Genomic DNA, 25,374 nt, shown 5'->3' with positions numbered 1-25,374 from the left:
TCCAGGGAGATCGTTTCCGTGTCCGATCCGCAGTTGTCCGGCCTGCTCTCCGCCGTCCTGCCCGACCCCGCCCTGCGCGCGGTGGTCGAGCGGGCCGGCGCGCCCCTGCTGGAACTGTCCGGCGCCACGGCCACCCGCCAGCTGGTGGTCGCGGCACTGGCCGCCGACGCCGGGGCGGGCCGGCCGGTGCTGGCCGTCACAGCCACCGGCCGCGAGGCCGAGGAGCTGACGGCCGCGCTGGCGAGCCTGATCGGCCCGGAGGCGGTGGCCGACTTCCCGTCCTGGGAGACGCTGCCGCACGAGCGCCTGTCGCCCCGCGCGGACACCGTCGGCCGCCGCCTGGACGTGCTGCACCGCCTGCACACCGGCCGCGCTCCGCGCGTGGTGGTGGCCACGGTGCGCAGCCTGATCCAGCCGATGGCGCCGGGCCTGGGCAGCCTCGCGCCGGTCGAGCTGCGGGCCGGCGAGGAGGAGGAGTTCGAGGGCCTGCTGGACCGGCTCGTCGAACTGGCCTACACGCGCGTGGACATGGTCGAGAAGCGCGGCGAGTTCGCCGTGCGCGGCGGCATCCTGGACGTCTTCCCGCCGACCGCCGACCACCCGTACCGCGTCGAGTTCTGGGGCGACGAGGTCAGCGAGGTCCGCGCGTTCGCGGTGTCGGACCAGCGGTCATTGCCCGGCGAACTGTCCTACGTGTACGCCCCGCCCTGCCGCGAGCTGCTGCTCACGCCGGAGGTGAAGGCGCGCGCCGGCGAGCTGGCCGAGCGGTACGCGGCCGACGCGCAGCTGGCCGAGATGCTCACCAAGCTGGCCGGCGGCATCCCGGTCGAGGGCATGGAGGCCCTCATCCCGGTGCTGTGCGAGGGCGAGCTGGAGCTGCTCACCGACGCCATGCCCGAGGGCACCCACGTCGTGCTGGCCGACCCGGAGAAGATCCGCGCCCGCGCCGCCGACCTCGTGCGCACCGGCCAGGAGTTCCTGGAGGCGTCCTGGATGTCGGCGGCCGGCGGCGGGCAGGCCCCGATCGACCTGGGCGCGTCGGCCTACCGCAACCTCGAAGAGGCCGCCAAGCACGCCGGCGAGACCGGTCGCGCGTGGTGGACGCTGTCGCAGCTGACCAGCGAGGACGCCGACGTCATCCAGATCGGTGTGGAGGCCTCGCCCGCCTACCGCGGCGACCTGGAGCGCGCGGTCACCGACCTGCGCGCCCACCTGGCCGCGGGCGGCACCGCGGTGCTGGTGGTGGCCGGGCACGGCACCGCCACCCGCGCGGTCGAGCAGCTGTCCACCGCCGGGATCTCCGCCACGCACGCCGCGGACGGCCTCCTCAGCCCGCCCGCGCCGGGGATCGTGACGGTCGCCTGCGGTGGCCTCGCCGAGGGGTTCGTCGCACCCGAGCTGCGGCTGGTCGTGCTCACCGAGGCCGACCTGACCGGCCGCGGCGCCACCGCCGGATCGTCGACCCGTGATCTGGGCGCGAAGATGCCCTCGCGCCGCCGCAACGCCGTCGACCCGCTGGCGCTCAAGCCGGGCGACTACGTCGTGCACGACCAGCACGGCATCGGCCGGTTCGTGGAGATGGTGCAGCGCACGGTGGGCGGCGCCACCCGCGAGTACCTGGTGCTGGAGTACGCCTCGTCCAAGCGCGGCCACCCGGGCGACCGGCTCTACGTGCCGAGCGACCAGCTCGACGAGGTGTCCCGCTACGTCGGCGGCGAGCTGCCCACGCTGAACAAGCTGGGCGGCTCGGACTGGAAGAACACCAAGGCCAGGGCGCGCAAGGCGGTCAAGGAGATCGCCGCCGAGCTGGTGCAGCTCTACGCCGCCCGCCAGGCCTCGCCGGGCCACCCGTTCGGCCCGGACACGCCGTGGCAGCGCGAGCTGGAGGACGCGTTCCCGTTCACCGAGACCAACGACCAGCTCGCCGCCCTCGACGAGGTCAAGGCGGACATGGAGCGCGGGGTGCCGATGGACCGCGTCATCTGCGGTGACGTCGGCTACGGCAAGACCGAGATCGCCGTGCGCGCGGCGTTCAAGGCAGTCCAGGACGGCAAGCAGGTCGCGGTGCTGGTGCCGACGACGCTGCTGGCCCAGCAGCACCTCAACACGTTCGCGGGCCGGATGGCGTCGTTCCCGGTCAACATCAAGGGCCTGTCCCGGTTCACCGACAAGATCGAGGCGGAGGCGACGCTGGCCGGGCTGGCCGACGGCACGGTCGACATCGTGATCGGCACCCACCGGCTGCTGCAGACCGGCATCCGCTACAAGGACCTGGGCCTGGTCATCGTCGACGAGGAGCAGCGGTTCGGCGTCGAGCACAAGGAGCACATCAAGGCGCTGCGCACGCACGTCGACGTGCTGACCATGTCGGCGACGCCGATCCCGCGGACGCTGGAGATGTCGCTGGCCGGCATCCGCGAGATGTCCACGATCCTGACCCCGCCGGAGGACCGGCACCCGATCCTGACCTACGTCGGCGCCTACGACGACAAGCAGGTCGCCGCCGCCATCCGGCGCGAGCTGCTGCGTGACGGCCAGGTGTTCTACGTGCACAACCGGGTGTCCTCGATCGAGAAGGCGGCGCGCCGGATCCGCGAGCTGGTGCCCGAGGCACGTGTGGTCACCGCGCACGGCCAGATGAACGAGGACAAGCTCGAGAAGATCATCCAGGGCTTCTGGGAGCGCGAGTACGACGTGCTGGTCTGCACCACGATCGTGGAGACCGGTCTGGACATCTCGAACGCGAACACGTTGATCGTGGAGCGCGGCGACCTGCTCGGGCTGGCGCAGCTGCACCAGCTCCGCGGTCGCGTCGGCCGCGGGCGGGAGCGCGGGTACGCCTACTTCCTGTACCCGCCGGAGAGCCCGCTGACCGAGACGGCGCACGACCGGCTCGCGACGATCGCGCAGAACACCGAGCTGGGCGCGGGCATGGCGGTCGCGATGAAGGACCTGGAGATCCGGGGCGCCGGGAACATCCTGGGCGCCGAGCAGTCCGGGCACATCGCGGGCGTCGGGTTCGACCTGTACGTGCGGCTGGTCGGCGAGGCGGTCGACGTGTTCCGCCGCAGCGCCGGCGACGCGCCCGCCGAGGAGGAGGAGCTGCGCGAGGTCCGCGTGGACCTGCCGGTGGACGCGCACATCCCGCACGACTACGTCCCCGGCGAGCGCCTGCGGCTGGAGGCCTACCGCAAGATCGCGGCGGCGGTGGACGACGACCAGCTGCGCGCGGTCGAGGAGGAGCTGATCGACCGGTACGGCCAGCCGCCCGCCCCGGTGCAGCGGCTGCTCGCGGTGGCGCGGTTCCGGCACGTCTGCCGCGCGGCGGGCGTCACCGAGGTTTCCGCCCAGGGCAACAACATCCGGTTCGCGCCGCTGGAGCTGATGGATTCGCAGATGGTCCGGCTCAAGCGCCTGTACCCGAAGGCGAACTACAAGGCCGCGATGCGGATGGTGTCGGTGCCCAAGCCGACCGAGGGCCCGGCGGGTGGCCGCATGGGCGCTCCCGCGTTGCGTGACGACGCCCTGCTGGACTGGTGCACCAAGCTCCTGATCAACTTGACCAAGAAACCCGCACCCGTCGGTTAGGAGAACCCGTGGTCACGCGGAACGAGGAGAAGAGCCGCTACGAGATCTTCGTCGGGGACGAGCTGGGCGGGTTCGCCGAGTACCGCGAGCGCGGGGACAACGTGATCTTCACCCACACCGAGATCGACGACGCGTTCTCCGGGCAGGGGCTCGGCTCGAAGCTGGCGTCCGCGGTGATCGAGGACGCGGTGCGGCGCGGCAAGACGATCGTGCCGCTGTGCCCGTTCATCGCGGCCCACCTGCGCAAGCACCCCGAGCACGACGCGCACGTGCGGTGGCCGGACGGGCAGTGACGTCCGGGTCCCACGACACCCGCCTGGTCGTGGGGCCCGTCTCGGTCGGCTCAGTGGTCGTTCACGTAGGACCTGCTGGTCCAGTTGCCGGCGCCGTCCTCGTTGCCGAAGTAGACCCAGATCCGCCTCCCCTCGGGGAGGTTGTAGGCGCCTCCGTCCTTGGCGCGGCGCGTCACGCAGGTCCCCTTGCCGTTCGTGGCGTAGGCCGAGTACCGCGGATCCCCCTCGTCGCCGACGTACACGTGCATCCGGGCCGCCTTCCCGTCGGCCTTCGTGTCGCACACGCTGAGCACGTCGCCGTTTTCCTTGACGTAGACCTTCGCGGTGCCGTCGTTGTCCGGCCAGACGTGGTCGTAGTCCACGTCCGCTGAGGCGACGCCCGTTCCCGCCAGTACGGCTGTGGTGACGGTGGCGATCGTGCCCGCGGTGAGCAGGGTCTTGCGCAGTTTCATGATCCGTCCTCCCGGTTCGATGTCGACGCAGCGGAAGGTACTAAATCCAGGGGCGAATCTACAAGAGGATCGTTCAACAATATTCGTCCGCATTTTCCGCGCGGGAGTCCCGCGGCGCGGGCGGGTGTGAGAGGGTAACGCCTGTGATGCGGATCATGGGTCGCTCCCGATCGCTCCTCGCCGCGCTCGCCGCCTGCCTGCTGCTCGCCGGGTGCGGGTCCGGGCCGAGCCAGGTGGGCGCCGCCGTGATCGTCGGCGACCGCGAGATCACCGTCGACCAGGTGCAGGACCTGCTGGACAAGGCCGTGCTGGAGCAGCCGGCCGCGCAGCAGCTGTCCCAGCAGCACAAGCTGGACCTGCTCGGCCGCGAGATCGTGCGTCAGCTGGTGGTCCACGACGTCCTCGCGCGCGCCGCCCAGCGGGAGGGCCTGGCCGTCGACCCGCGGCTGCTCGACCAGTTCCTCGCCGACGACCCGCTGGCCGATCCGGTGTCCACGGCGGGCGCGGATCCGTCGCAGCTGGCGCAGCAGATCGCCAACCGGGTGCGCGACCACCGCGAGGTGATCACCGACAGCCTGCTGCTGCAGGCGCTGGGGCAGAAGTACCTCGACCGCATGTCGGTCACCTTCGACTACACCTCGGTGTCCTCCGATCTCGGTGGCGCCCAGCCGCTCGACCGGCGGGAGCAGGCGATCGCCAAGGCGGAGCAGATGGCCGCGAGCCCGGCGGCGGCCGCCGAGGTCATCCGCGCCGACGCGGCCGCGGGGGTCCGGACGAGCGTCGGTGAAGCGGTTCCCGCCGCGCAGGCCCCGGACCTCGCCACGCTGGTCCTGTTCGGGGTGCCGCCGGGCACGGTGGTCGCGTTCCAGCCGAGCCAGGAGCAGGCGGTGTGGATCGTGGCGATCGTGCGTGAGCGGAACCTGAACGCGCCGTCGTCGGGCGAGCAGGCCGTGCAGCCGTCGCCGGCGCAGCTCGCGGCCATCGGGCAGCGGCTGCTCCAGCCGTACGTCGAGGAGGCCGGCGTTCGCATCAACCCGCGCTACGGCGTGTGGGATCCTGTGGCCATGAACCTCGCCCCGAGCAGCGCCGAGACCACCGGCGTCGTGGTGCCGGTGAAGGGTGCCGCGCAGCCGTGACGGTCGTGCTCCTGCCCTACCCGGACGCCGGGATCCCGCCGGCGGCCATGCCGTTCCTGCGTGGCGCGCACGCGGTGTACGCGTCGGGTCTCGACAGTGAGCTGGCCGATCTGCTGGGCGCGAAGCCGGCGCCGGAGGACTTGGCCGCCGAGCCCGGGCCGGTGGTGCTGTTCGCCGCGGACGCCGCGGATCCGGCGGTGGCCGCCCTGGTGCGGGCCGGTTCCCGGGTGATCACGCAGCCGCCCGGGGCGGGCCTGGTCGAGGCCGCGCGGGTGATGGACCGGCTGCGCTCGCCGGGCGGGTGCCCGTGGGACGCCGAGCAGACGCACGATTCGCTGCGGCAGTACCTGGTCGAGGAGACCTACGAGCTGCTGGACGCGATCGAGGAGGGCGACCGCGCCGCGCTGCGCGAGGAGCTGGGTGACGTGCTGCTCCAGGTGCTGTTCCACGCGCGCGTCGCGGCCGAGGACGCCGGCGACCCGTTCGACATCGACGCGGTGGCCGACGCACTGGTCGCCAAGCTGGTCGGCAGGCACCCGCACGTGTTCACCGACGCCGAGCGCGTGCACACCGCGGCGCACCAGCAGGTGCGCTGGGAGGAGCTGAAGCAGGCCGAGAAGCGACGTGAGTCCAGTGTGGACGGTGTGGCGCTCGGCCAGCCGGCGGTGGCGCTGGCGGGGAAGCTGGGGCAACGCACCGGCCGTGCCGGGCTGCCCGCGGACCTGTTCCCCGGCGGCGACTCGTCCGCCGAGCAGCTGTTCCGGCTGGCAGCTTCCGCGCGGCGCTCGGGCGTCGATCCGGAGGGCGAGTTGCGTGCGGTGGCGAAGCGGTTCGCGGCGGACGTGCGGTCGGCGGAGAAGTCGGCCCGCGCGGCCGGCCTCGACCCGGCGTCGATGGCCGCCGACGCGTGGCGCGCCCACTGGCCTCAGCCGAACAGCGACTCGCCCCAGTAGCCGGACAGCGCCGGCCCCGCTGCTCCGGGAGTTCATCCCGATCTTGTTCGCCGGATCGGGTAACCTCGCCGATCGGCCGCTACTTTTCGGTTGTGTGATCCCTCCGGCAGGGGGACTGGATAACCTGTTCGGGTGGCAGAACCCACTCAGCCGGGGGACGCCCGGATCCGGCGGTTTTCCCTCCGCGTCCTCATCGGGGCGGCGGTGGCCGGCACCGGGCTGGTGCTCATCCTGACCATCGGCGTGACGCGTCCCGGCGAGGACCCGCCGCCGGTCCAGCCGGCGCTGGCCGCGCGGACCTCGGAGCCACCGGTGGGCGCGACGGCACCGCCGCCGGCCCGGCTCGCTCCGGAGGACCGCCCGCGCGAGTCGGACCTGAAGGCGCTGGACACCTGGTCGAACGAGGTCGCCGCGGCGACGAAGCTGCCGGCCCGCCTGCTCGCCGGCTACGGCCGGGCGGAGATGTGGATGCGCGCGGAGTGGTCCGGATGCCACCTGTCCTGGACCACGCTCGCCGCGATCGGCCAGGCGGAAGCGGTCGGCACCGGCCCGCTCCCGGTGCCGGAGGAGACGTGGAAGCAGTGGTCGGCCCGCGCCACGGGCGACGGAAAGCAACCGGACCCGAAGGACATCGACGACGCGGCGCTGACGGTGGCGAGATCCCTCTGCTCGACGGGCGCCGACCTGGCCACCCCGCAAGGCTGGTGGGCCGCGATCACCGGCAGCCCCACTCTGGCGCCGCAGGCGCAGCTGATCTTCGACACCGCCACCACCCTCGCCAAGGCAGCGCCACGCGCTTGATCTTTGAACACAACCCGAGCTGGGTGGTCATCCCGGAGCCTGCCCGTCCGGTGAGGACATCCCTTGATCTTTGAACCGCCACCCAACACGGCGACGTGCCCAGCGGACGCCCGAGATCAGCCCTCCCGCAACCGAACCCGCGCATTCACCTCGGACAACGCGTCCTGGTACTCCGGCACCGGGTTCATCGCCCAGGCCATGCGCAGCTGTCCCAGAGCTTCGACCAGCCGTCCCAACCTTTGGAGCGTGCGTCCCAGCACGAAGCGGGCGTAGTGGTCCGACGGATCGAGTTCCAGCACCCGCGTCAGCGCCTGCTCGGCGCGGTTGAGCTGCGCGGAGTGGAAGTAGGCGCGCCCGGCCAGCAGCTGGACGCTCGGCTTGTCCGGCTCGGCCTCCAGCACCGGTTGGAGCGCCTTCAGCGCGTCCAGCGGACGGCGCTTCTCGACGAGATCCTCCGCCTCGCGAAACGCGTGCAGCGGGTGCCGGCCTGCTGTTCCCCGCGGGGTCTCTGAGTCATCCATCTTCTGATCGACGTTACCCCCGACAAGCGCGTTTCGGCAGGGGCGAAGAGGGTGGCTCGGGGCGGCATGATGCACTAACCGGTCATGAGCGAAGAACCGCGGTATCTGGGACTCTCGCCCTACCTGTACTACACGGATGCCACGGAGGCGCTGGACTGGCTGGTGCGCGTCTTCGGCTTCACCGAGAAGGTCCGCTACGTGGACGCCTCCGGCCAGGTCTTCCAGGCCGTGGTCGGCGCCGGTGACGCCGAGATCCTGCTCGCCGCCGTCGGCTCCGACTACTGGGAGGCCAAGGGCGTGGACCGTCCGGTCGGGCAGCTCAACGTCGTGTACGTGCCCGACGCCGACGCGCAGCACGAGCACGTCTGCGCGGCGCTGGGCGAGGGCTGCGACGTGCCGCCGCCGCAGGACCAGCCCTACGGCGCGCGCGTGTTCACCGTGCTGGACTGCGGGGGCAACAGCTGGACGTTCTGGCAGCAGATCTCGGACACCGCGGATCTGCCGTCCGGGTGGCAGGAGGTCCGGGCCGGCGAGTGACGCGTGCCTCCACCGGGTGAACGGCGATGGCGGCTACGCTGGTCGCGTCTTCGCTGGACAAACCGATGAGGAGCAGTTGTGGCGGTCATTGAGCAGGTAGGCGCGCGCGAGATCCTGGATTCGCGTGGCAACCCGACCGTTGAGGTGGAGGTGGCTCTCGACGACGGCACGCTGGCGCGGGCCGCCGTTCCGTCGGGCGCGTCCACCGGCGAACACGAGGCCGTCGAGCTGCGCGACGGTGACCCCAAGCGCTACAACGGCAAGGGTGTCGAGCGCGCGGTCGCCGCGGTGCTCGACGAGATCGGCCCGGAGCTGGCCGGGGTCGACGCCGTCGACCAGCGGATCGTGGACCAGAAGCTGGTCGACCTGGACGGCACCCCGGACAAGTCCCGCCTGGGCGCGAACGCGCTGCTGGGCGTTTCGCTCGCGGTGGCGAAGGCCGCCGCCGAATCGGCCGAGCTGGAGCTGTTCCGCTACCTGGGCGGCCCGAACGCGCACGTGCTGCCGGTGCCGATGATGAACATCCTCAACGGTGGCGCGCACGCCGACACCGACGTGGACATCCAGGAGTTCATGATCGCCCCGATCGGCGCGGAGTCGTTCCGCGAGGCGCTGCGCTGGGGCACCGAGGTGTACCACTCGCTCAAGTCGGTGCTGAAGGGCCGCGGCCTGGCGACCGGTCTCGGGGACGAGGGCGGGTTCGCGCCGAGCCTGTCCAGCAACCGCGAGGCGCTGGACCTGATCACCACGGCCATCGAGAAGGCCGGTTACGCGCCGGGCCGCGACATCGCGCTGGCGCTGGACGTCGCCGCCACCGAGTTCTTCTCCGCCGGTTCCTACACGTTCGAGGGCAGCAAGCGCACCGCCGAGCAGCTGGCCGCCTACTACCAGGAGCTGGTGGACGCCTACCCGCTCGTGTCGATCGAGGACCCGCTGTCGGAGGACGACTGGGACGGCTGGGTCGCGCTGACCCAGCAGATCGGCGACCGCGTCCAGCTCGTCGGCGACGACCTGTTCGTCACCAACCCGGACCGCCTCGAGGACGGCATCAACCGCGGCGCCGCGAACGCGCTGCTGGTGAAGGTGAACCAGATCGGCACGCTGTCGGAGACCCTCGACGCGATCGCGCTGGCCACCTCCAGCGGCTACAAGTCGATGATGAGCCACCGCTCGGGCGAGACCGAGGACACCACGATCGCCGACCTCGCGGTCGCGACTGGCGTCGGCCAGATCAAGACCGGTGCCCCGGCGCGCAGCGAGCGCGTGGCGAAGTACAACCAGCTGCTGCGCATCGAGGAGACCCTCGGCGACGCCGCCCGCTACGCCGGTGAGCTGGCGTTCCCGCGGTTCTCGACGGAGAGCTGACCGGGGTAGATGACGCAACGCGGAACCCAGCGCGCGAGGCGCCCCCGCCGCACGGAGGGCTCACCGGCCCGTCGTGCGGAGGGGGCGCCCGCGCGCCGTCCGCAGCTCGCCCGGCGGGTCGCCGCCGGGAAGGCGCGCCTGCGCCGGAGCCAGGGGAAGCCGGGCACCGGTGCGGCGCGCGTGCTCGGGATGTCCACGACGCGGCGGGCCGCGGTGCTCGCGATCGTGGTGTGCGCGCTGGCGTTCACGGTCGCCGTGCCGCTGCGCACCTACCTCGCGCAGCGCGCCGAGGTGGCCGAGCAGGAGCAGCGGCAGGCGCAGCTGCAGCACGACGTCGCACTGCTGGAGCAGCGCAAGGCCGCGGTGTCCGACCCGGCGCAGGTCGAGGCGGAGGCACGGCGGCGGCTGCGGTACGTCATGCCCGGCGAGACGCCCTACATGGTGCAGCTGCCCGAGGACGCGCCCAAGGCGCAGGAGCAGGCGCAGCCGGACCCGGTGGCCTCCGGTGACGGCGCGTGGTACCAGCAGCTGTGGAGCACCGTCGGCGGTTGAGCGGGCGGTGGCTGCGACAATGGGTTCGTGAGCAAGACGGACCTGCCCTCGTTCGAACTGGTCACCGAGGCCGACCGGATCATCATCTCCGAGCAGCTCGGACGGCCCGCGCGTGCGCTGCGGGCGGTGGCCGCGCGCTGCCCGAGCGGGCACCCGTCCGTCGTGCAGACCAACCCGCGGCTGGAGAACGGCACCCCGTTCCCGACGCTGTACTACTTGACGTGCCCCCGGCTGACGTCGCTGGTCGGGCGGCTCGAGGCGTCCGGGATCATGAAGGAGATGACCGACCGGCTCGCGGTCGATGAGGAGCTGGCGGCGGCCTACCGGCGGGCGCACGAGTCGTACCTCGCCCAGCGGGACGCGCTGGAGCCGCTGGGGCACGAGGTCACGGCGGGCGGCATGCCGGGGCGGGTCAAGTGTCTGCACGTGCACCTCGCGCACAGCCTCGCGATGGGCCCGGGGGTGAACCCCTTCGGCGACGAGACGCTGGAGCTGCTGAAGGACGACTGGCCAAGCGGCGACTGCGCGGCCGGCGCCGCGGAGGGGTAGCCGCCTGGGGTCGTTCGCGGCGGTCCGCCCGTGGGGGCTGGGGTCTGGGTCGGAGGGGGGCGGTTGTGGCGCCCGTACTCGCGGCTCCCGCACTCGCGGGGGAACCAGCGCCCGCTCTCGCGTGAATGGGCCAGTCGCAACCGGGCGAGTGGACGGTTCGATCTCGTGCGAGTGGGTCAGTCGTGCTCGCGTGAGTGGACCGTTCGGTCCTGCGGGAGCGGACCGTTCAACCCCGCGTGAGTGGACCAGTCGTAACCATGCGAGCGGACCGGCTCGCAACCGCGCGAGTGGACGGCTCGCACTTGTGCGAGTGGGCCAGTGGCAACCGCGTGAGTGGGCCGTTCGTTCCCGCGTGAGTGGGCCAGTCGTAGCCGCGTGAGTGGGCCGTTCGCCGCTTGAAAGGTCCGTTCAACGGCACGCGGCTGGGCACCTCGCGCTCAACGAGATTCCCCCTCGCTCACCCACGAATGGTCCGTTCGTACGAGCCAAAACCCGCATCCGGCCGACAAGAACCGCCACCGGCTTTGGAACTTCCGGCTAACACTTCCGCCCCCTCGCCGCGATGCACCATGCAGTAACACGGACTTCACATCCTGCCGTTCAGCATCGGATGTGTCGTCTGCTCGGGGAGGGAAGAGAATGTGCGCCGGACTCGTGTGAGGGCTGCCCGCCGCAAGGCGCGAAGAATCGGCCTCGCCCACAAGACCACGCTCGCCGCGATGGGGGGCGTCCTCGCCGTCATCCCGGCCGGCCTGGCAGGCGGGGGCACCGAGACCTGGTCGACCACCACGCCGGTCGACCAGACCCGCGCGATCGGCCCAGTACAAGGGTCGCCACCGGAGATCCTGCGCGTCAGCGTCAACGGCGAGCTGCCCAAACCGCCGGAACCAGTGCCCGCCGAGGAACTCCCCGCCGGCCCGCTCGGCATCCCCGGCACCGCGCTCAAGGCCTACCGCAACGCCGCCGACCTGATGACGCGGGAACGACCCGAGTGCCACATCGACTGGGCGCTGATCGCGAGCATCGGCCGCATCGAGTCCAACCACGCGCGCGGCGGGTACGTCGACGCGAACGGCACCACCCGCGAGCCCATCCTCGGCCCGCAGCTCAACGGCGTCGGCCCGGTGGCCGCGATCCCGGACAGCGACGACGGCCGCTGGGACCGCGACACGGTGTGGGACCGCGCGGTCGGCCCCACCCAGTTCATCCCGACCACCTGGAACTTCTACGCCGCCGACGGCAACCACGACGGCGTCGCCGATCCGAACAACATCTACGACGCCACCCTGGCCACCGCGCGCTACCTGTGCTCCGGCGGACTGGACCTCGCCGACCCGGCCCAGCTGCGCGCCGCCATCTACCGCTACAACAACTCCGACGCCTACGTCGAGACCGTGATCCGCTGGGCCGAGGCCTACCGCAGCGGCGTCGCGCTGCTGCCGGACAGCGACGTGCCGATCGGCGCGCCCTCCGCGACCGCCGTCCCCACCCCGCCCGCGGTGACGCCGCCGCCGACGATCCTCGCGGCCCCACCGGTCACCACCCCGTCCTCGCCGGCCGGGCGCACCGACCTGAACACCACCACGACCACCGGCAGCACCACGACGACCACGACCACGACAACCACGACGACGACCACGCCACCGGAAACCTCGCCGACCTGCGAGACCACCACGTCGCCGACCTCGACGACCACCACCACGACACCCCCGGCATCGGAGACGCCGTCGCCGTGCGCGCCGCCGGAGACGGGCGCGGAGACCTCGACCACGGGATCGACGACCGGGCCCACCCCGTAGGGTGGGCGCATGCCCCGTGTTGCCGCGATCGACTGTGGAACGAACTCCATCCGTCTGCTGGTGGCCGAGCTGACCGAGCGTCACGACGGCACCTTCGACCTGCGTGACCTGCATCGGGAGATGCGGATCGTGCGGCTCGGGCAGGGCGTGGACGCCAGCGGCCGGCTGGCTCCCGAGGCGCTGCAGCGCACCCGTGACGCGCTGACGGACTACACCATCGCCGCGCGCCGCAAGGGCGTGGAGAAGGTGCGCATGGTCGCCACCTCGGCGACCCGCGACGCGAGCAACCGCGACGAGTTCTTCGCGATGACGCGCGAGGTGCTGGGCGTCGAAGCCGAGGTGATCTCCGGCGACGAGGAGGCCCGGCTGTCGTTCCTGGGCGCGGTCGGCGAGCAGGACCCCGACGACGGGCCGTTCCTGGTGGTCGACGTCGGCGGCGGCTCGACCGAGCTGGTGCTCGGCGACTGGGACGGCAAGCGCGCCTCGATCACCGCGGCGAAGTCGGTGGACATCGGCTGCGTGCGGATCACCGAGCGGGCGCTGCAGTCGGACCCGCCCACCTCCAACGAGATCGTCGCCGCGCGCGAGTTCGCGACCGGCGTGCTGGCCGAGGCGTTCGACGTGGTGGACGTGTCGAAGGCCCGGACGTGGATCGGTGTCGCGGGCACGGTGACCACGCTGTCGGCGGTGGCGCAGGACCTGCCCGAGTACGACTCGGAGCGGACGCACCTGTCGCGCCTGACCCCGGCCGACATCACGCGCGTGTCCGGGCAGCTGCTGGAGGCCGACCACGAGGCGCGCGCCACGAACCCGGTGATCCACCCCGGCCGGGTGGACGTCATCGGCGGCGGCGGGCTGATCGTGCAGATCCTCGCCGAGGAGATCGGCCGCCGCGGCGGGCCGGCCGAGCTGGTCGTCAGCGAGCACGACATCCTCGACGGTATCGCGCTCTCGCTCGTCTGAGCCACGGTTCGCCAGACCCGGCTCACGTCGGCCGCGGGGAGGCCGGCGGCAAGGCACTCGAACTCGGCGCCGTCATGATCGACGGCACCCCCAATCCGGACGCGGCGGCCGGTTGCCGCCGGCGATGCGCAACCGCCACGGCCTGGTCGCCGCCGGGGGCGATACCGGCGAAGCCCGTGAGGCCGAGCAGCGCCCGGTTCGGCGAGGCCGGGCAGATCGCCGGGGCCGGTGCCGCCGAGCGCGCGGCCTGTTCGGCACCCGACGAAGGTAGGGTTTTCGTACCGGTTCGCCTGTTCGCGGAGGTAACTTCCTCTTCACCCTGATGAGGAGGAGTTCCTTGAGACGAACCAGGTTGCTCGTCGCGGCGCTCGCGGTCCCGCTGATCGGCGGGGCCGTCGTTCTTCCCAGCGCGAGTGCCCAACCCGCCGCGCCGTCCGGGCCGGTCACGGAGTTCACCGTGCTGGCCGCCGGTGAGCAGAGTGTCGCCGCCGCCGAGCAGGCGATCCGCGACGCCGGCGGAACCGTGTTGCGCACCAACCGCGCGGTCGGCCTGATCACCGCGAGCGCCCCGGCGAACGGTTTCGTGCAGCGCGTGTCGGCCGACGACGACGTCTACGGCGCGGCGAAGGCGACGGCGATCGGCCAGGCGCCCACCGGCAGGGTCGCGCCGAAGCGGTCCGACGTGGAAAAGGAAGGCCGTCAGGCGCCGAGGAGCCGCGGCGCGACCACCGCCACCGGCACCGACCCGCTGGACGACCAGCTGTGGGGCCTGAAGTCGGTGCGCTCGGACATGGCGCGCACCGTGCAGCCGGGCGACAAGCGCGTCAAGGTCGGCGTCATCGACACCGGCGTCGACGGCTCGCACCCGGACATCGCGCCGAACTTCGACCGCGCCGCGTCCCGCAACTTCACCCGCGACATCCCGGCCGACCCGACCGGCGCGGTCGTGGACGGGCCGTGTGAGTTCCGCGGCTGCGTCGACCCCGCCGACCACGACGACAACGGGCACGGCACGCACGTCGCCGGCACGATCGCCGCGGCCGCGGACGGGTTCGGCATCTCCGGGGTCGCCCCGAACGTGACGCTGGTGAACCTGCGCGCCGGCCAGGACGCCGGGTACTTCTTCCTCCAGCCGGTCGTCGACGCCCTGACCTACGCCGGCGACGCGGGCATCGACGTCGTCAACATGTCCTTCTACGTGGACCCGTGGCTCTACAACTGCGCCGCGAACCCGGCCGACTCGGCCGAGCAGCAGATGGAGCAGCGCACCATCACCGAGGCCGTGACGCGGGCGATGAACTACGCCTACCGCAAGGGCGTCACCGAGGTCGCGGCGCTGGGCAACCAGCACACCGACCTGGGCGCCCCGCAGCCGGACACGACGAGCCCGGACTACCCGGCGTCGTCGAACCACCCCCGCACGATCGACAACGCGACCTGCCTGTCGCTGCCGGTCGAGGGGCCGCACACCATCGGGGTCTCCGCGTTCGGCCCGTCCGGCGCGAAGGCGGACTACTCGAACTACGGCACCGAGCAGATCTCGGTGTCCGCGCCGGGCGGCTTCTTCCGCGACGGGTTCGGCACGGACTGGTACCGCACCAACGAAAACCAGATCCTGTCCGCGTACCCGCGCAACGTGGGCGTCGCGGAGGGCATGATCGACGCGGACGGCAACGTGACTCCCGACGGTGCGGCCGCGGGCGTGCAGAAGGCGGTCACGAAGGACGGCCGGGTCGCGTACTACCAGTTCCTGCAGGGCACGTCGATGGCCGCCCCGCACGCGACGGGGGTGGCGGCGCTGATCGTGTCCGAGTACGGCCGGGCGGGCCGCGGCGGTCTCACGATGAGCCCGGACGCGGTGCAGCGGGTGATCGAGGGGACGGCGGCGGAGATCCCGTGCCCGGTGCCACCGACGGTGGACTACCTGGACGAAGGCCGCGACGCGACGTACACCGCGACCTGCCAGGGAACGCCTTCGTTCAACGGCTTCTACGGCCACGGAGCGGTGGACGCGTACGCAGCGGTGACCCGGGGAGCCGCGTACCTGCGCGGCTGAGGTGTCGAGGGGCCGCTCCGGGGAGCGTGGATGCCCCGGGGCGGCCGCCCAAGAGCGCCGTCACGGCAGGTCAGCAGGGCTATACTTCTCGGACGCGATCACCGGTTCCGGACCGGGAAAGTGAGGAGCGGCCATGCGGCATCGCCCGTACATCTTCGCCGTGACACCGGTGTGCTCGTCCGTCACCGCGCTCGCACTGGGCTGGCCCGCGTGGGTCGCCTGGTTGCTCGGCGTGCTGGCCGTGGTGAGCGTCGCGGTCGAGACCGTTCGCTGGCGCGAGGAGCGCGGCTGACCGCGCGATGAGTATCGCGGTGGGCCGTCCCACCGGCGGTGGAGCTCCCGTGGTGGCGGGGCGGCCCTTCTCGCGTTCAGCGGTCCGTGTACTTGATCGCGGTCAGGGTGATCACCGTGTCCGCGGTGACCTTGGTGCCCGCGGGCGGGTCCTGGCCGACCTGAACCCAGTTGCTGTCGACGACGAGCACCCGGCCGAGGCCCTTCCCGTCGACTTCGCGCAGGTTGTACAGGCCAGCGGCCTGCATCGTGTCCTGGGCCTGCTGGTGGTTCAGCCCGGACACGTCAGGCACGGTGATCAGCTCGGCCGAGCCGGCCGTGGTGCGTGCCGCGGAACTCGGTGCGCTCGCCCGAGCCGCCGAACTGCTCGCGGTCGGTCCGCCCGGCGTTCCCGGCGAGGTTCCGGCTCCGCACGCACCGACGGTCGCCAGGAGCACAACCGCTCCGGGCGCGGCCGCCCACCGCCATGTTCTCCTGTTGCGCTCCCGCATAGCCGCCTCTCGGGGTTGATCAACGTTCACCCAAGGTGTGTCGGGACGGCGGGAACGGTCGTTTCACCGAATTGAACACCGTTCTTGATCCGTTATCGCGAGTCGGGGGCCGCCTCGAACCGCGAGGCGGCCCCCGACTCGTCAGCGGTTGCTGCTCGACCGCACGAAGTCGGCCAGGTCCTTCGACTGCTGCACGCGCGACGGTTCGTGCACGTACATCATGTGCCCGGCCGGGTAGTAGGCCGACTCGATGTTGCTCCGCAGGTTCTCCGGGATCTGCAGGTGCGCCAGGACGTGCTCGGCCGCGTAGTAGGGCGTCGCGCCGTCGTAGTAGCCCAGGGCCACGTGCACCTTCAGGTGGGGGTTCGCCCGCATCGCCGCGCTGAGCGCCTCCACCGCCGACACCGCGCGGCCCTCGAACTCCGAGTAGGACCAGTTCCGCACCACGTCCATCGACAGGACCTCGTACGGCAGGTCGTTCTCGTACCCCAGCTCGGACCGGACGTAGTGGTTGAAACCAGCCGAATACGCCCCGATGATCCGCGACACCGACGCGTCGTCGCTCATCAGCTCGCGTCCGCCGTCCGGCTCCCACGTCGTGAAGCGGCCGTCCATCCGGCCCGTGGTCAGCCCGCGCTCCCGCAGCAGCTCGGTGAAGAACCGCACGTGCTCGATCCGCAGGTTGACCCGGTCCACATAGGACTCGTCCAGCCCGGTCAGCGACGCCAGCTTGCGCACCGCCGCCGCCTTCTCCTCCGGTGTCAGCCGCGAACCCCGCTGCAGCGCCCACGGCAGCTCGCGCGCGGCGAACTCCTCCGCCTCGGCCAGCACGTCGGCCAGCTTCCGCTTGCCGTGCTTGCCGTGGTAGTGCGCGATCGCCGCGTACGTCGGCACGAACAGCGGGTACGGCTGGTCGTTGCCCTCGGTGAAGCGGATCGTGCCCATGTCCAGCACGGAACTGATGAGCATCAGCCCGTTCAGGTAGAACCCGTGCCGCTCCTGCAGGTGCCCGGCCAGCGCCGCCGCGCGCAGCGTGCCGTACGACTCGCCGGCCAGGTACTTCGGCGACAGCCACCGCCCGTTGCGCGACGTCCACAGCCGGATGACCTCCGCGACCGCTTCCACGTCCGCGGTGAACCCGTGGAAGTCCTTGGCGCTCTCGCCCTTCTTCGGCCGCGAGTAGCCGGTGGACACCGGGTCGATGAACACCAGGTCGCTGTGCACCAGCAGCGTCTCCGGGTTGTCGGCCACCCGGTACGGCGGCGGCTCGGGCGAGTCGACGTCGCCGGAGACCACCCGGCGCGGCCCCAGCACGCCCATGTGCAGCCACACGCTCGCCGAGCCCGGGCCGCCGTTGAAGGCGAACGTCACCGGCCGCGAACCCGGCTCCGCGCCGTCGAGCGTGTAGGAGGTGAGGAACACCTCGGCCTTGGCGGCGTGCCCGTCGAACTTGCCGTCGGTGTGCACTTCCTTGCGCAGCACGATTCGTCCGGTCTGCGCGGTGTAGGACAGTTTGCGCCGCTTGACGGTGAGCGTGTGCTGGGTGGTGACGAGGTCGTCGCTCGGTTCGGGCGCGGCCTCGGTCTTCGTCTCCTCTTCGGGGGTTTCCGGCATGATCGCCAACCTAGCGGAGCACACTGACGATGTGACCCGACGAAAGCTCCACACCCTGGCCGAACTGGACACGGCGGTCACCGGGTGCCGCCGCTGCCCGCGCCTGGTGGCCTGGCGCGAGGAGGTCGCCGCGACCAAACGGGCCGCCTTCGCCGACTGGACGTACTGGGGACGGCCGGTGCCCGGGTTCGGGCCGGCGGACGCGTCGCTGGCCATCGTCGGGCTCGCGCCCGCCGCCCACGGCGCCAACCGCACCGGCCGCATGTTCACCGGTGACCGCTCCGGCGACTTCCTCTACCAGGCGCTTTACGACCTGGGCCTGGCTTCCCAGCCGACCTCGACCCACATCGGCGACGGCCTGGAACTCAAGGGCGTGCGGATCACCGCGCCGGTCAAGTGCGCCCCGCCGGCCAACAAGCCGCTGCCGTCGGAGCGGGACAACTGCCGTCCCTGGCTGGTGCGGGAGTTCGAGCTGTTACTTCCGACACTCCGCGCGGTCGTCGTGCTCGGCGCGTTCGGCTGGCAGGCGCTGCTGCCGGTGCTCGCGCAGACCTGGACGGTGCCGAAACCGGCGCCCAAGTTCGGCCACGGCGCTCACTTCGTCCTGCCGGGGACCCCTGATCTTCACCTTTTTGGGTCATTTCACGTCTCGCAGCAGAACACTTTCACCGGACGCCTCACCCCGGCCAAGTTGCGGGACGTGCTGGGCCGTGCGGGCGCGGTGGCCGGGCTCCTCTGAATCGTTTCGCGCTGGTCCGCGACCCTGGTCACAGGTGGGGAGGGTCTACGCGCGCCCGGCTTGTGGGAGTGGGAAGATGTGTCTATGGCCGCAGCGAAGTCGGAACCGACTCGGATCCTCATTCTGGGTGGCGGTTACGTCGGGCTCTACACCGCGTTGGGACTCCAGAAGAAGCTCCGCGCCAACGAAGCCTCCGTGACGATCGTCGACCCTCAGCCGCACATGACCTATCAGCCGTTCCTGCCGGAAGCGGCGGCTGGGGCCATCGAACCGCGCCACGTCGTGGTGCCGCTGCGGCGAGTGCTCAAGCGTTGCCACGTGCTCACGGCGCGGGTCAACAAGATCGAGCACGAGCGCAAGACCGTCACGGTCGAGGCCGCCGACGGGCACATCGAGCAGCTGAACTACGACGTGCTCGTGGTCGCGCTCGGCGCCGTCGCCCGGCTGCTGCCGATCCCCGGCCTGGCCGAAGAGGGCATCGGCATCAAGACCATCGGTGAGGCCATCTACCTGCGCAACCACGTGCTGACCAAGCTCGACGAGGCGGCCAGCACGCTGGATCCGGAGCTGCGCAAGCGCCTGCTCACCTTCACCGTCGTCGGCGGCGGGTTCGCGGGCATCGAGGCGCTGGCCGAGCTCGAGGACATGACCCGGTTCGCGACGCGGTACTACGAGAACATCCAGCCGGAGGACATCCGCTGGGTGCTGGTCGAGGCCGCCGGCCGGATCCTGCCCGAGGTCCGTGAGACCCTCGGCGTGTGGACGGTCGAGCAGCTGGAGAAGCGCGGCATCGAGGTCTACCTGTCGACCGCGGCGAAGTCGTTCGAGAACGGGCACGTCGTGCTGTCCGACGGCACCGAGTTCGACAGCGACACGATCATCTGGACCGCGGGTGTGAAGGCCAACCCGGTGCTGGCCAACTCGGACCTGCCGATCGACAAGCGCGGCCGCGTCGAGGCGACCGCCGCGCTGCAGGTCGTCGGCCACCCGGACGTGTGGACCGCGGGTGACAACGCGGCCGTGCCGGACCTGTCGCGCACCGAGTCCGACCCGACGGCCACCTGCCCGCCGAACGCGCAGCACGCGGTCCGGCAGGCGCGGCACCTGGCGAAGAACATCATCAAGGTGCTGCGCGGCGGCCAGCCGACGGACTACTTCCACAAGAACCTCGGTGCGGTGGCCGGGCTGGGCCTGCACAAGGGTGTGGCGGACGCGCTGAACCTGAAGATCAAGGGCTTCCCGGCCTGGCTGTTCCACCGGGGCTACCACCTCAAGGCGATGCCCACGTTCAACCGCAAGGTGCGCATCCTGCTGGACTGGATGCTGGGCGGCCTGTTCCGGCGTGAGGTCGTGTCGCTGGGGCAGATCAACAACCCGAAGGAAGAGTTCGCGCGGGCTTCGAAGTCCTGACCTGCGGTGCGGGCCGGGATGTGCTGACCTGCGCTGGGGTCGCGGGCACCGTTCGCTTAGGCTGACGGTGCCCCCGTAGCCCAACCGGCAGAGGCAGTCGACTTAAAATCGATTCAGTGCGGGTTCGAACCCCGTCGGGGGCACTGAACCGCAGGTCAGCGGGCTGGGGCTGAGGATCGTCGGCCCCCCGGTCCCGGGGACTCACAGGAAGTGGTGTTCTCGGGTAACGACATCGCGCTTGGACCGCACCCGGCGTCTTCAGGTCGCCTCGGCTGCATTGCGCCTTGCGCGTCGGGGTCCGAGGGAGGATGTTCCCGTGGCGATGGCGGATGAATCCGGATCGTTGAGCGACCACGAGTTGAGCTCGATCGAAGCCCGGATCAACGCGACCACTCCGGGGCCTTGGTACTTCCACCTCCTCGACGACGACTGGGCGATGAACCTCGTGGCGATCAGCACGATCCCTGACGAGGAGCATGTCGGCGACCGGGCGAACTTCGACCCCGGGACGGTCATCGCCGCCACGTTGGTCCAGCACCCGCGGTACGTGTGCGGTGCCGACGAGCGGTGGGACGAGAACGCCCGCTTCATCGCTGCGGCCAGAACCGACGTGCCACGGCTCATCGCCGAGGTCAGGCGGCTTCGCCGGCTCGTGCGCGACGAGTCGGCCTGAGGTGGAGTGGCGGCGCGCTCAGCGGCCGAAGATCCGGTTTCGCACCTCGGCGGCCTCCTCGCCGTCCAGCCAGGCGATCGTGAGTTCGCGGCCGTAGAAGTCGAAGGTGCCGGAGGACAGCTCGGCCACCGCCTCCTCGATGTCGAGCCAGCCGCCGTCGCTCCAGGTCCACTCGCCGTCGGTGAGCACCTCTGCCCACCAGTTGAGCCGCTCCTGGCCCGCGGACCACCGGCGGCGCCACCACGGGCCGAGGGCCTCGTACCAGACGTCCGCGACCAACATCAGGTAGCCCGCCGGGTGGCCGTCCGAGTCGAGCAGCCGCGCGACGCGCTCGCGGTAGGGGGCCAACCGGTGGTCGGACACCTCCGGCGAGTTGGCGATGTGGGTCCGCAGCCTCACGTGATCAGTATGAGACCTGCTCCCTGTCCTCGAACAGCGCTGTTCCGACGTCGCGCGGCTGACCGCGGGGGCGCCCACTCCGCCGCCCTGGGACCGGCTGCTCAGGCTCGCGCTGGTGTGGGGTCGCGGGGCTGATCGACCTCCTGGAACATCTGGCCGAGGCCGGGGCAACCCAGCGGATCCGGCATCGCGCACGGCGGCTTGGCAAGAGTGTCCGCAAGAAGCCGCGGGATGACGCGATCACCCAGCTGCTCCGGCAGCGCGACGGCGTCCTGACGCGTGCCGTGCTGCGGGACGGGACGCGGGTGGACGTGGAACTTCGCCTGGGGCATCGAGGATCCGGCGAATCCCTACGCCCCTGAAAGCAGCTCGCGTAGCTTTTCCAGCACCGCTGGGTCCTCGATCGTCGACGGGATTGGTTCCGAGCGGCCTTCCACGATGCCCCGGATCGACTTGCGCAGGATCTTTCCCGACCTCGTCTTCGGTAGCGCGTCGACGATCGTCACGGAGCGGAAGGCTGCTACGGCACCGATGTCGCGGCGGACGGCGGCTACCAGTTCCTCCTCCAGGCCCTCCGCGGACGCGCCCGCCTTCAGCACCACGAAACCCCGCGGCAACTGGCGCTTCAACGAATCCGCCACCCCGACCACCGCGCACTCCGCCACCGCGGGATGCGCCGCCAGCACCGCCTCCATCGCACCCGTCGACAGGCGGTGGCCGGCCACGTTGATCACGTCGTCCGTCCGGCCCATCACGAACAGGTAGCCGTCCTCGTCGACATATCCACCGTCGCCGGTCAGGTAGTAGCCGGGATAGCGGGACAGGTATGACGAGAGGTACCGCTCGTCGTCGTTCCACAGGCCCAGCAGCGTGCCCGGCGGCAGCGGCAACCGGACGCACACCGCGCCCTCCGACCCACGCGGCACCTCCTCGCCGGACTCCGACAGGATCCGCACGTCGTACCCCGGCATCGGCACGCTCGGCGAACCCGGCTTCAACGGCAGCGGCTCCAGGCCACGCGGGCTGGCCGCGATCGCCCACCCCGTTTCGGTCTGCCACCAGTGATCCACCACCGGCACGTCCAAAGCCGAAGAAGCCCACTGGTACGTCTCCGGATCCAGCCGCTCGCCGGCCAGGAACAGCGTCCGCAACGAAGGCATCGCACGCAGCAACGAGCCCGACGGGTCCACCTTCTTGATCGCCCGCATCGCCGTCGGCGCCGTGAACAGCGCCTTCACCCCGTACTGCGAGATCACCCGCCAGAACGCCCCGGCATCGGGCGTGCCGACCGGCTTCCCCTCGTACAGCACGGTCGTCGCGCCCGCCAGCAGCGGTCCGTACACGATGTAGGAGTGCCCGACGACCCACCCGACGTCGGACGCGGTCCACCACACGTCCCCCGGCCCGATGTCGTAGATGTTCGCCATCGACCACGCCAGCGCGACCGCGTGACCACCGTTGTCCCGCACCACACCCTTCGGCTTGCCCGTCGTCCCCGACGTGTACAGCACGTACAACGGGTCCGTCGCCGCAACCTCCACACAGGACACTGGAGACGCCGACTCCACCAACGCGTTCCAGTCGTGCTCGCCCGGCCGGAGCGTCGCCCGCACGTGCTCCCGCTGGAACACCACCACCTCGGGCGATTCACCGGACAACGCCACCGCTTCGTCCACAATGGGCTTGTACTCGATCACCCGCGTCGGCTCGATGCCGCACGATCCGCAGACCACGACCTTCGGTCGCGCGTCGGCGATCCGCACCGCCAGCTCCTTCGGCGCGAACCCGCCGAACACCACCGAGTGCACCGCGCCCAGCCGCGCGCACGCCAGCATCGCGATCACCGCCTGCGGGATCATCGGCAGGTAGATCACCACCCGGTCGCCGCGCCGGACACCGAGCCCGCGCAGCGCACCGGCGAACCGCGACGCCTCGTCCAGCAACTCGGAATACGTGTACCGCGCGGAAGAACCGGTCACCGGCGAGTCGTAGATCAACCCGTCCCGGTCGCCGTGCCCGGCCCGGACGTGCCGGTCCAGCGCGTTGTAGCAGGTGTTGAGCCTGCCGTCGGGGAACCACCGGTACCAGGGCGGGCGCGCGGCGTCCAGTGCGCGACCCGGCTGCCGTGACCAGCTGATCGCCGAAGCGGCCGCCAGCCAGAAGCCCTCCGGATCACGCAGACTCTCCTCGTAGACGCCGGCGTACCCGCCCATGCCCGTCCTTTCAGTCCAATCGAGACAACTCTTCGTCGGTCAGCAACCGCGACCGGATCAGGAACCGCACACCCTCCGGGGCCTCCAGCGAGAACCCGCTGCCCCGGCCGGGCACCACGTCGATGGTCAGGTGCGTGTGCTTCCAGTACTCGAACTGGGCGGCCGACATCCACACCGGGATCGGATCCGGCACGCCGGCGACCGTGAGATCGCCGAGGTGCACGTCGGACCCACCGGTGCGGAACTCCCCGGCCGGGTAGCACATCGGTGCGCTGCCGTCGCAACACCCACCGGACTGGTGGAACATCAGCGGACCGTGCCGTCCGGCCAGCCGCCGCAGCAGGTCGGCGGCGGCGTCGGTGAGATCCACCCGGCTCATGATCAGAAGAATCCCTGCGCGTCCGGCGAGTACGACACCAGCAGGTTCTTCGTCTGCTGGTAGTGGTCGAGCATCATCTTGTGCGTCTCGCGCCCGATGCCGGACTGCTTGTAACCACCGAACGCCGCGTGCGCCGGGTAGGCGTGGTAGCAGTTCGTCCACACGCGACCGGCCTGGATCTCCCGGCCGGCGCGGAACGCGGTGTTCCCGTCACGCGACCAGACACCGGCGCCCAGCCCGTACAGCGTGTCGTTGGCGATCTTGATGGCGTCGTCGTAGTCGTCGAACTTCGTCACCGACACGACCGGGCCGAAGATCTCCTCCTGGAAGATCCGCATCTTGTTGTCCCCGGCGAAGACCGTCGGCTGGATGTAGTAGCCGCCGGACAGCTCGCCGCCGAGGTCGGCCTTGCCGCCGCCGGTGAGGACCTGCGCGCCCTCCTGCTTGCCGATGTCGATGTAGGACAGGATCTTCTCGAACTGGTCGTTGGACGCCTGCGCGCCGATCATCGTGTCGGTGTCCAGCGGGTGGCCCTGCTTGATCTTCTCCACCCGGGCGACGCCGTCCGAAACGAACCGGTCGTAGATGGACGACTGGATCAGCGCCCGCGACGGGCAGGTGCAGACCTCGCCCTGGTTGAGGGCGAACATCGCGAAGCCCTCCTGCGCCTTGTCGTAGAACGCGTCCTGTTCGGCCGCGACGTCGGCGAAGAAGATGTTCGGGCTCTTGCCGCCCAGCTCCAAGGTGACCGGGATGATGTTCTCGCTGGCGTACTGCATGATCAGCCGGCCGGTGGTGGTCTCCCCGGTGAAGGCGACCTTGCGGATGCCCTTGTGCTGGGCCAGCGGCTTGCCCGCCTCGACGCCGAACCCGTTGACGACGTTGATCACGCCGGCCGGGACCACGTCCGCGATCAGGCTCAGCAGCACGTGGATCGAGGCCGGGGTCTGCTCGGCCGGCTTGAGGACCACGCAGTTGCCCGCGGCCAGCGCGGGCGCGAGCTTCCAGGTCGCCATCAGGATCGGGAAGTTCCACGGGATGATCTGGCCGACCACGCCGAGCGGCTCGTGGAAGTGGTAGGCCACGGTGTCCGCGTCGATCTGCGAGATACCGCCCTCCTGGGCGCGGATGGCGCCGGCGAAGTAGCGGAAGTGGTCGATGGCCAGCGGGATGTCGGCGGCCAGGGTCTCGCGGACCGGCTTGCCGTTCTCCCAGGACTCGGCGACCGCGAGCTTCTCGAGGTTGGCCTCCATCCGGTCGGCGATCTTGAGCAGCACGGCGGCGCGCTCGGCGGGGGAGGTGCGGCCCCACGCGACGGCGGCGCCGGTGGCCGCGGCGACCGCGCGGTCGACGTCCTCGGCGGTGCCGCGCGCGACCTCGGTGAAGGTCTTGCCGGTGACCGGTGTCGGGTTCTCGAAGTACTCGCCCTTGGCCGGCGGGACGTACTCGCCGCCGATGAAGTGGTCATACCGCGGTTCGAACGCGACGACGCTGCCGGTTTCGCCCGGCGCGGCGTACTTCGTCATGAGCCTGCCTCCTGGATCGGGTGTTCGGTGCGAACGGCTTCGGCGCACCGGGCGCCAAGCTAGGGAAGGCGACG

At 71.1% G+C, this 25,374-nt stretch carries 26 protein-coding genes and 1 tRNA gene; 17 read left to right on the top strand and 10 right to left on the bottom strand.

Annotated features, from left to right (window positions below; genetic code table 11):
• Positions 1 to 18: 18 nt before the first annotated feature.
• On the top strand, positions 19 to 3,588 hold the full coding sequence (gene mfd, locus L1857_RS32725; RefSeq protein ID WP_429728188.1) for a transcription-repair coupling factor: 3,570 nt from the start codon (positions 19 to 21) through the stop codon (positions 3,586 to 3,588).
• A gap of 8 nt (positions 3,589 to 3,596) precedes the next feature.
• The gene (locus tag L1857_RS32720; RefSeq protein WP_094004592.1) at positions 3,597 to 3,881 is read left to right on the top strand and encodes a GNAT family N-acetyltransferase; all 285 of its coding nucleotides are present in this window, start codon (positions 3,597 to 3,599) and stop codon (positions 3,879 to 3,881) included.
• A gap of 50 nt (positions 3,882 to 3,931) precedes the next feature.
• On the opposite strand, the gene L1857_RS32715 is transcribed toward L1857_RS32720, so the two are convergent.
• Positions 3,932 to 4,333: a hypothetical protein gene (locus tag L1857_RS32715; protein ID WP_094004593.1), complete on the bottom strand. Its 402-nt coding sequence runs from the start codon at positions 4,331 to 4,333 to the stop codon at positions 3,932 to 3,934.
• Positions 4,334 to 4,488: 155 nt separating this feature from the next.
• Between L1857_RS32715 and L1857_RS32710 the strand changes: the two genes are divergently transcribed.
• The 3 genes from L1857_RS32710 (at position 4,489) to L1857_RS32700 (ending at position 7,223) form a co-directional block, all read left to right on the top strand.
• On the top strand, positions 4,489 to 5,469 hold the full coding sequence (locus L1857_RS32710; protein ID WP_369806790.1) for a SurA N-terminal domain-containing protein: 981 nt from the start codon (positions 4,489 to 4,491) through the stop codon (positions 5,467 to 5,469).
• Positions 5,466 to 6,422, top strand: a complete 957-nt coding sequence (locus L1857_RS32705) for a nucleoside triphosphate pyrophosphohydrolase (protein ID WP_094004594.1) — start codon at positions 5,466 to 5,468, stop codon at positions 6,420 to 6,422. Before L1857_RS32710 ends, L1857_RS32705 begins: the two co-directional genes overlap by 4 nt.
• Before the next feature lie 132 nt (positions 6,423 to 6,554).
• Complete coding sequence (locus L1857_RS32700; RefSeq protein ID WP_094004595.1) at positions 6,555 to 7,223, top strand: lysozyme family protein; 669 nt, start codon at positions 6,555 to 6,557, stop codon at positions 7,221 to 7,223.
• 116 nt (positions 7,224 to 7,339) lie between these two features.
• Here L1857_RS32700 and L1857_RS32695 read toward each other — a convergent pair whose 3' ends face one another.
• Positions 7,340 to 7,744, bottom strand: a complete 405-nt coding sequence (locus L1857_RS32695) for a tetratricopeptide repeat protein (protein ID WP_094004596.1) — start codon at positions 7,742 to 7,744, stop codon at positions 7,340 to 7,342.
• A gap of 84 nt (positions 7,745 to 7,828) precedes the next feature.
• Here L1857_RS32695 and L1857_RS32690 point away from each other — a divergent pair, with 84 nt between their 5' ends.
• The 8 genes from L1857_RS32690 (at position 7,829) to L1857_RS32655 (ending at position 15,857) form a co-directional block, all read left to right on the top strand.
• The gene (locus L1857_RS32690) at positions 7,829 to 8,281 is read left to right on the top strand and encodes a VOC family protein (protein ID WP_094004597.1); all 453 of its coding nucleotides are present in this window, start codon (positions 7,829 to 7,831) and stop codon (positions 8,279 to 8,281) included.
• A 78-nt stretch (positions 8,282 to 8,359) separates the two neighbouring features.
• Positions 8,360 to 9,646 carry a phosphopyruvate hydratase gene (eno, locus tag L1857_RS32685; protein WP_094004598.1) on the top strand — a complete coding sequence of 429 codons (1,287 nt, stop codon included), beginning with the start codon at positions 8,360 to 8,362 and terminating at the stop codon, positions 9,644 to 9,646.
• 9 nt (positions 9,647 to 9,655) lie between these two features.
• On the top strand, positions 9,656 to 10,198 hold the full coding sequence (locus L1857_RS32680; RefSeq protein ID WP_162830512.1) for an FtsB family cell division protein: 543 nt from the start codon (positions 9,656 to 9,658) through the stop codon (positions 10,196 to 10,198).
• A gap of 27 nt (positions 10,199 to 10,225) precedes the next feature.
• Positions 10,226 to 10,747, top strand: coding sequence for a DUF501 domain-containing protein (locus tag L1857_RS32675; RefSeq protein WP_116109462.1), 522 nt, complete (start codon positions 10,226 to 10,228; stop codon positions 10,745 to 10,747).
• 656 nt (positions 10,748 to 11,403) lie between these two features.
• A complete protein-coding gene (locus L1857_RS32670) occupies positions 11,404 to 12,546 on the top strand; it encodes a lytic transglycosylase domain-containing protein (protein WP_116109463.1) in 1,143 nt (380 codons plus the stop codon).
• A 9-nt stretch (positions 12,547 to 12,555) separates the two neighbouring features.
• Positions 12,556 to 13,509 (top strand): Ppx/GppA phosphatase family protein, encoded by a 954-nt coding sequence (locus L1857_RS32665; protein WP_249467231.1) that lies wholly within the window; start codon positions 12,556 to 12,558, stop codon positions 13,507 to 13,509.
• A 337-nt stretch (positions 13,510 to 13,846) separates the two neighbouring features.
• Positions 13,847 to 15,565, top strand: a complete 1,719-nt coding sequence (locus L1857_RS32660) for a S8 family serine peptidase (protein ID WP_429728183.1) — start codon at positions 13,847 to 13,849, stop codon at positions 15,563 to 15,565.
• Between the two features lie 133 nt (positions 15,566 to 15,698).
• Complete coding sequence (locus L1857_RS32655; protein WP_158224402.1) at positions 15,699 to 15,857, top strand: hypothetical protein; 159 nt, start codon at positions 15,699 to 15,701, stop codon at positions 15,855 to 15,857.
• Positions 15,858 to 15,933: 76 nt separating this feature from the next.
• On the opposite strand, the gene L1857_RS32650 is transcribed toward L1857_RS32655, so the two are convergent.
• The 3 genes from L1857_RS32650 to L1857_RS32645 all read right to left on the bottom strand — a co-directional run bounded on the left by L1857_RS32650 (position 15,934) and on the right by L1857_RS32645 (position 17,961).
• Positions 15,934 to 16,149: a PASTA domain-containing protein gene (locus L1857_RS32650; RefSeq protein ID WP_233157159.1), complete on the bottom strand. Its 216-nt coding sequence runs from the start codon at positions 16,147 to 16,149 to the stop codon at positions 15,934 to 15,936.
• Positions 16,142 to 16,270: a hypothetical protein gene (locus tag L1857_RS35510; protein ID WP_255407865.1), complete on the bottom strand. Its 129-nt coding sequence runs from the start codon at positions 16,268 to 16,270 to the stop codon at positions 16,142 to 16,144. Before L1857_RS35510 ends, L1857_RS32650 begins: the two co-directional genes overlap by 8 nt.
• Before the next feature lie 218 nt (positions 16,271 to 16,488).
• Positions 16,489 to 17,961 carry a S10 family peptidase gene (locus L1857_RS32645; RefSeq protein ID WP_116109466.1) on the bottom strand — a complete coding sequence of 491 codons (1,473 nt, stop codon included), beginning with the start codon at positions 17,959 to 17,961 and terminating at the stop codon, positions 16,489 to 16,491.
• Between L1857_RS32645 and L1857_RS32640 the strand changes: the two genes are divergently transcribed.
• The 4 genes from L1857_RS32640 (at position 17,960) to L1857_RS32625 (ending at position 20,783) form a co-directional block, all read left to right on the top strand.
• A complete protein-coding gene (locus L1857_RS32640) occupies positions 17,960 to 18,700 on the top strand; it encodes a uracil-DNA glycosylase (protein ID WP_094004640.1) in 741 nt (246 codons plus the stop codon). The two genes, L1857_RS32645 and L1857_RS32640, sit on opposite strands and share 2 nt — an antisense overlap.
• 84 nt (positions 18,701 to 18,784) lie before the next feature.
• The gene (locus L1857_RS32635) at positions 18,785 to 20,110 is read left to right on the top strand and encodes an NAD(P)/FAD-dependent oxidoreductase (RefSeq protein ID WP_162830510.1); all 1,326 of its coding nucleotides are present in this window, start codon (positions 18,785 to 18,787) and stop codon (positions 20,108 to 20,110) included.
• A 69-nt stretch (positions 20,111 to 20,179) separates the two neighbouring features.
• A tRNA-Leu gene (locus L1857_RS32630) sits at positions 20,180 to 20,253 on the top strand.
• A 95-nt stretch (positions 20,254 to 20,348) separates the two neighbouring features.
• A complete protein-coding gene (locus tag L1857_RS32625) occupies positions 20,349 to 20,783 on the top strand; it encodes a hypothetical protein (RefSeq protein WP_233157161.1) in 435 nt (144 codons plus the stop codon).
• Between the two features lie 18 nt (positions 20,784 to 20,801).
• Here the strand turns inward: L1857_RS32625 and L1857_RS32620 are convergent, their stop codons facing one another.
• The 5 genes from L1857_RS32620 to adh all read right to left on the bottom strand — a co-directional run bounded on the left by L1857_RS32620 (position 20,802) and on the right by adh (position 25,300).
• On the bottom strand, positions 20,802 to 21,182 hold the full coding sequence (locus tag L1857_RS32620; RefSeq protein ID WP_233157162.1) for a hypothetical protein: 381 nt from the start codon (positions 21,180 to 21,182) through the stop codon (positions 20,802 to 20,804).
• A gap of 101 nt (positions 21,183 to 21,283) precedes the next feature.
• On the bottom strand, positions 21,284 to 21,514 hold the full coding sequence (locus tag L1857_RS32615; RefSeq protein ID WP_094004642.1) for a hypothetical protein: 231 nt from the start codon (positions 21,512 to 21,514) through the stop codon (positions 21,284 to 21,286).
• 18 nt (positions 21,515 to 21,532) lie between these two features.
• The gene (locus L1857_RS32610; RefSeq protein ID WP_116109467.1) at positions 21,533 to 23,395 is read right to left on the bottom strand and encodes a propionyl-CoA synthetase; all 1,863 of its coding nucleotides are present in this window, start codon (positions 23,393 to 23,395) and stop codon (positions 21,533 to 21,535) included.
• A 10-nt stretch (positions 23,396 to 23,405) separates the two neighbouring features.
• The gene (locus tag L1857_RS32605; RefSeq protein WP_198958174.1) at positions 23,406 to 23,774 is read right to left on the bottom strand and encodes a DUF779 domain-containing protein; all 369 of its coding nucleotides are present in this window, start codon (positions 23,772 to 23,774) and stop codon (positions 23,406 to 23,408) included.
• Between the two features lie 2 nt (positions 23,775 to 23,776).
• Positions 23,777 to 25,300: an aldehyde dehydrogenase gene (adh, locus tag L1857_RS32600; RefSeq protein ID WP_116109468.1), complete on the bottom strand. Its 1,524-nt coding sequence runs from the start codon at positions 25,298 to 25,300 to the stop codon at positions 23,777 to 23,779.
• Positions 25,301 to 25,374: the final 74 nt, after the last annotated feature.

Source organism: Amycolatopsis thermalba (assembly GCF_023376025.1).
Taxonomy (GTDB): Bacteria; Actinomycetota; Actinomycetes; order Mycobacteriales; family Pseudonocardiaceae; genus Amycolatopsis_E; species Amycolatopsis_E thermalba.
The sequence above is the reverse complement of the archived record's forward strand: the minus strand, read 5'-3'. Positions and strand labels throughout refer to the sequence as shown.

Excerpts from the sequence above, each read along its gene's own strand:
- L1857_RS32715 (WP_094004593.1), bottom strand. The coding sequence starts at position 4,333 with ATGAAACTGCGCAAGACCCTGCTCACCGCGGGCACGATCGCCACCGTC.
- L1857_RS32710 (WP_369806790.1), top strand. The coding sequence starts at position 4,489 with ATGGGTCGCTCCCGATCGCTCCTCGCCGCGCTCGCCGCCTGCCTGCTG.
- L1857_RS32695 (WP_094004596.1), bottom strand. The coding sequence starts at position 7,744 with ATGGATGACTCAGAGACCCCGCGGGGAACAGCAGGCCGGCACCCGCTG.
- L1857_RS32690 (WP_094004597.1), top strand. The coding sequence starts at position 7,829 with ATGAGCGAAGAACCGCGGTATCTGGGACTCTCGCCCTACCTGTACTAC.
- L1857_RS32680 (WP_162830512.1), top strand. The coding sequence starts at position 9,656 with ATGACGCAACGCGGAACCCAGCGCGCGAGGCGCCCCCGCCGCACGGAG.
- L1857_RS32665 (WP_249467231.1), top strand. The coding sequence starts at position 12,556 with ATGCCCCGTGTTGCCGCGATCGACTGTGGAACGAACTCCATCCGTCTG.
- L1857_RS32655 (WP_158224402.1), top strand. The coding sequence starts at position 15,699 with ATGCGGCATCGCCCGTACATCTTCGCCGTGACACCGGTGTGCTCGTCC.
- L1857_RS32640 (WP_094004640.1), top strand. The coding sequence starts at position 17,960 with ATGATCGCCAACCTAGCGGAGCACACTGACGATGTGACCCGACGAAAG.
- L1857_RS32645 (WP_116109466.1), bottom strand. The coding sequence starts at position 17,961 with ATGCCGGAAACCCCCGAAGAGGAGACGAAGACCGAGGCCGCGCCCGAA.
- L1857_RS32635 (WP_162830510.1), top strand. The coding sequence starts at position 18,785 with ATGGCCGCAGCGAAGTCGGAACCGACTCGGATCCTCATTCTGGGTGGC.
- L1857_RS32615 (WP_094004642.1), bottom strand. The coding sequence starts at position 21,514 with ATGCCCCAGGCGAAGTTCCACGTCCACCCGCGTCCCGTCCCGCAGCAC.
- L1857_RS32610 (WP_116109467.1), bottom strand. The coding sequence starts at position 23,395 with ATGGGCGGGTACGCCGGCGTCTACGAGGAGAGTCTGCGTGATCCGGAG.
- L1857_RS32605 (WP_198958174.1), bottom strand. The coding sequence starts at position 23,774 with ATGAGCCGGGTGGATCTCACCGACGCCGCCGCCGACCTGCTGCGGCGG.
- adh (WP_116109468.1), bottom strand. The coding sequence starts at position 25,300 with ATGACGAAGTACGCCGCGCCGGGCGAAACCGGCAGCGTCGTCGCGTTC.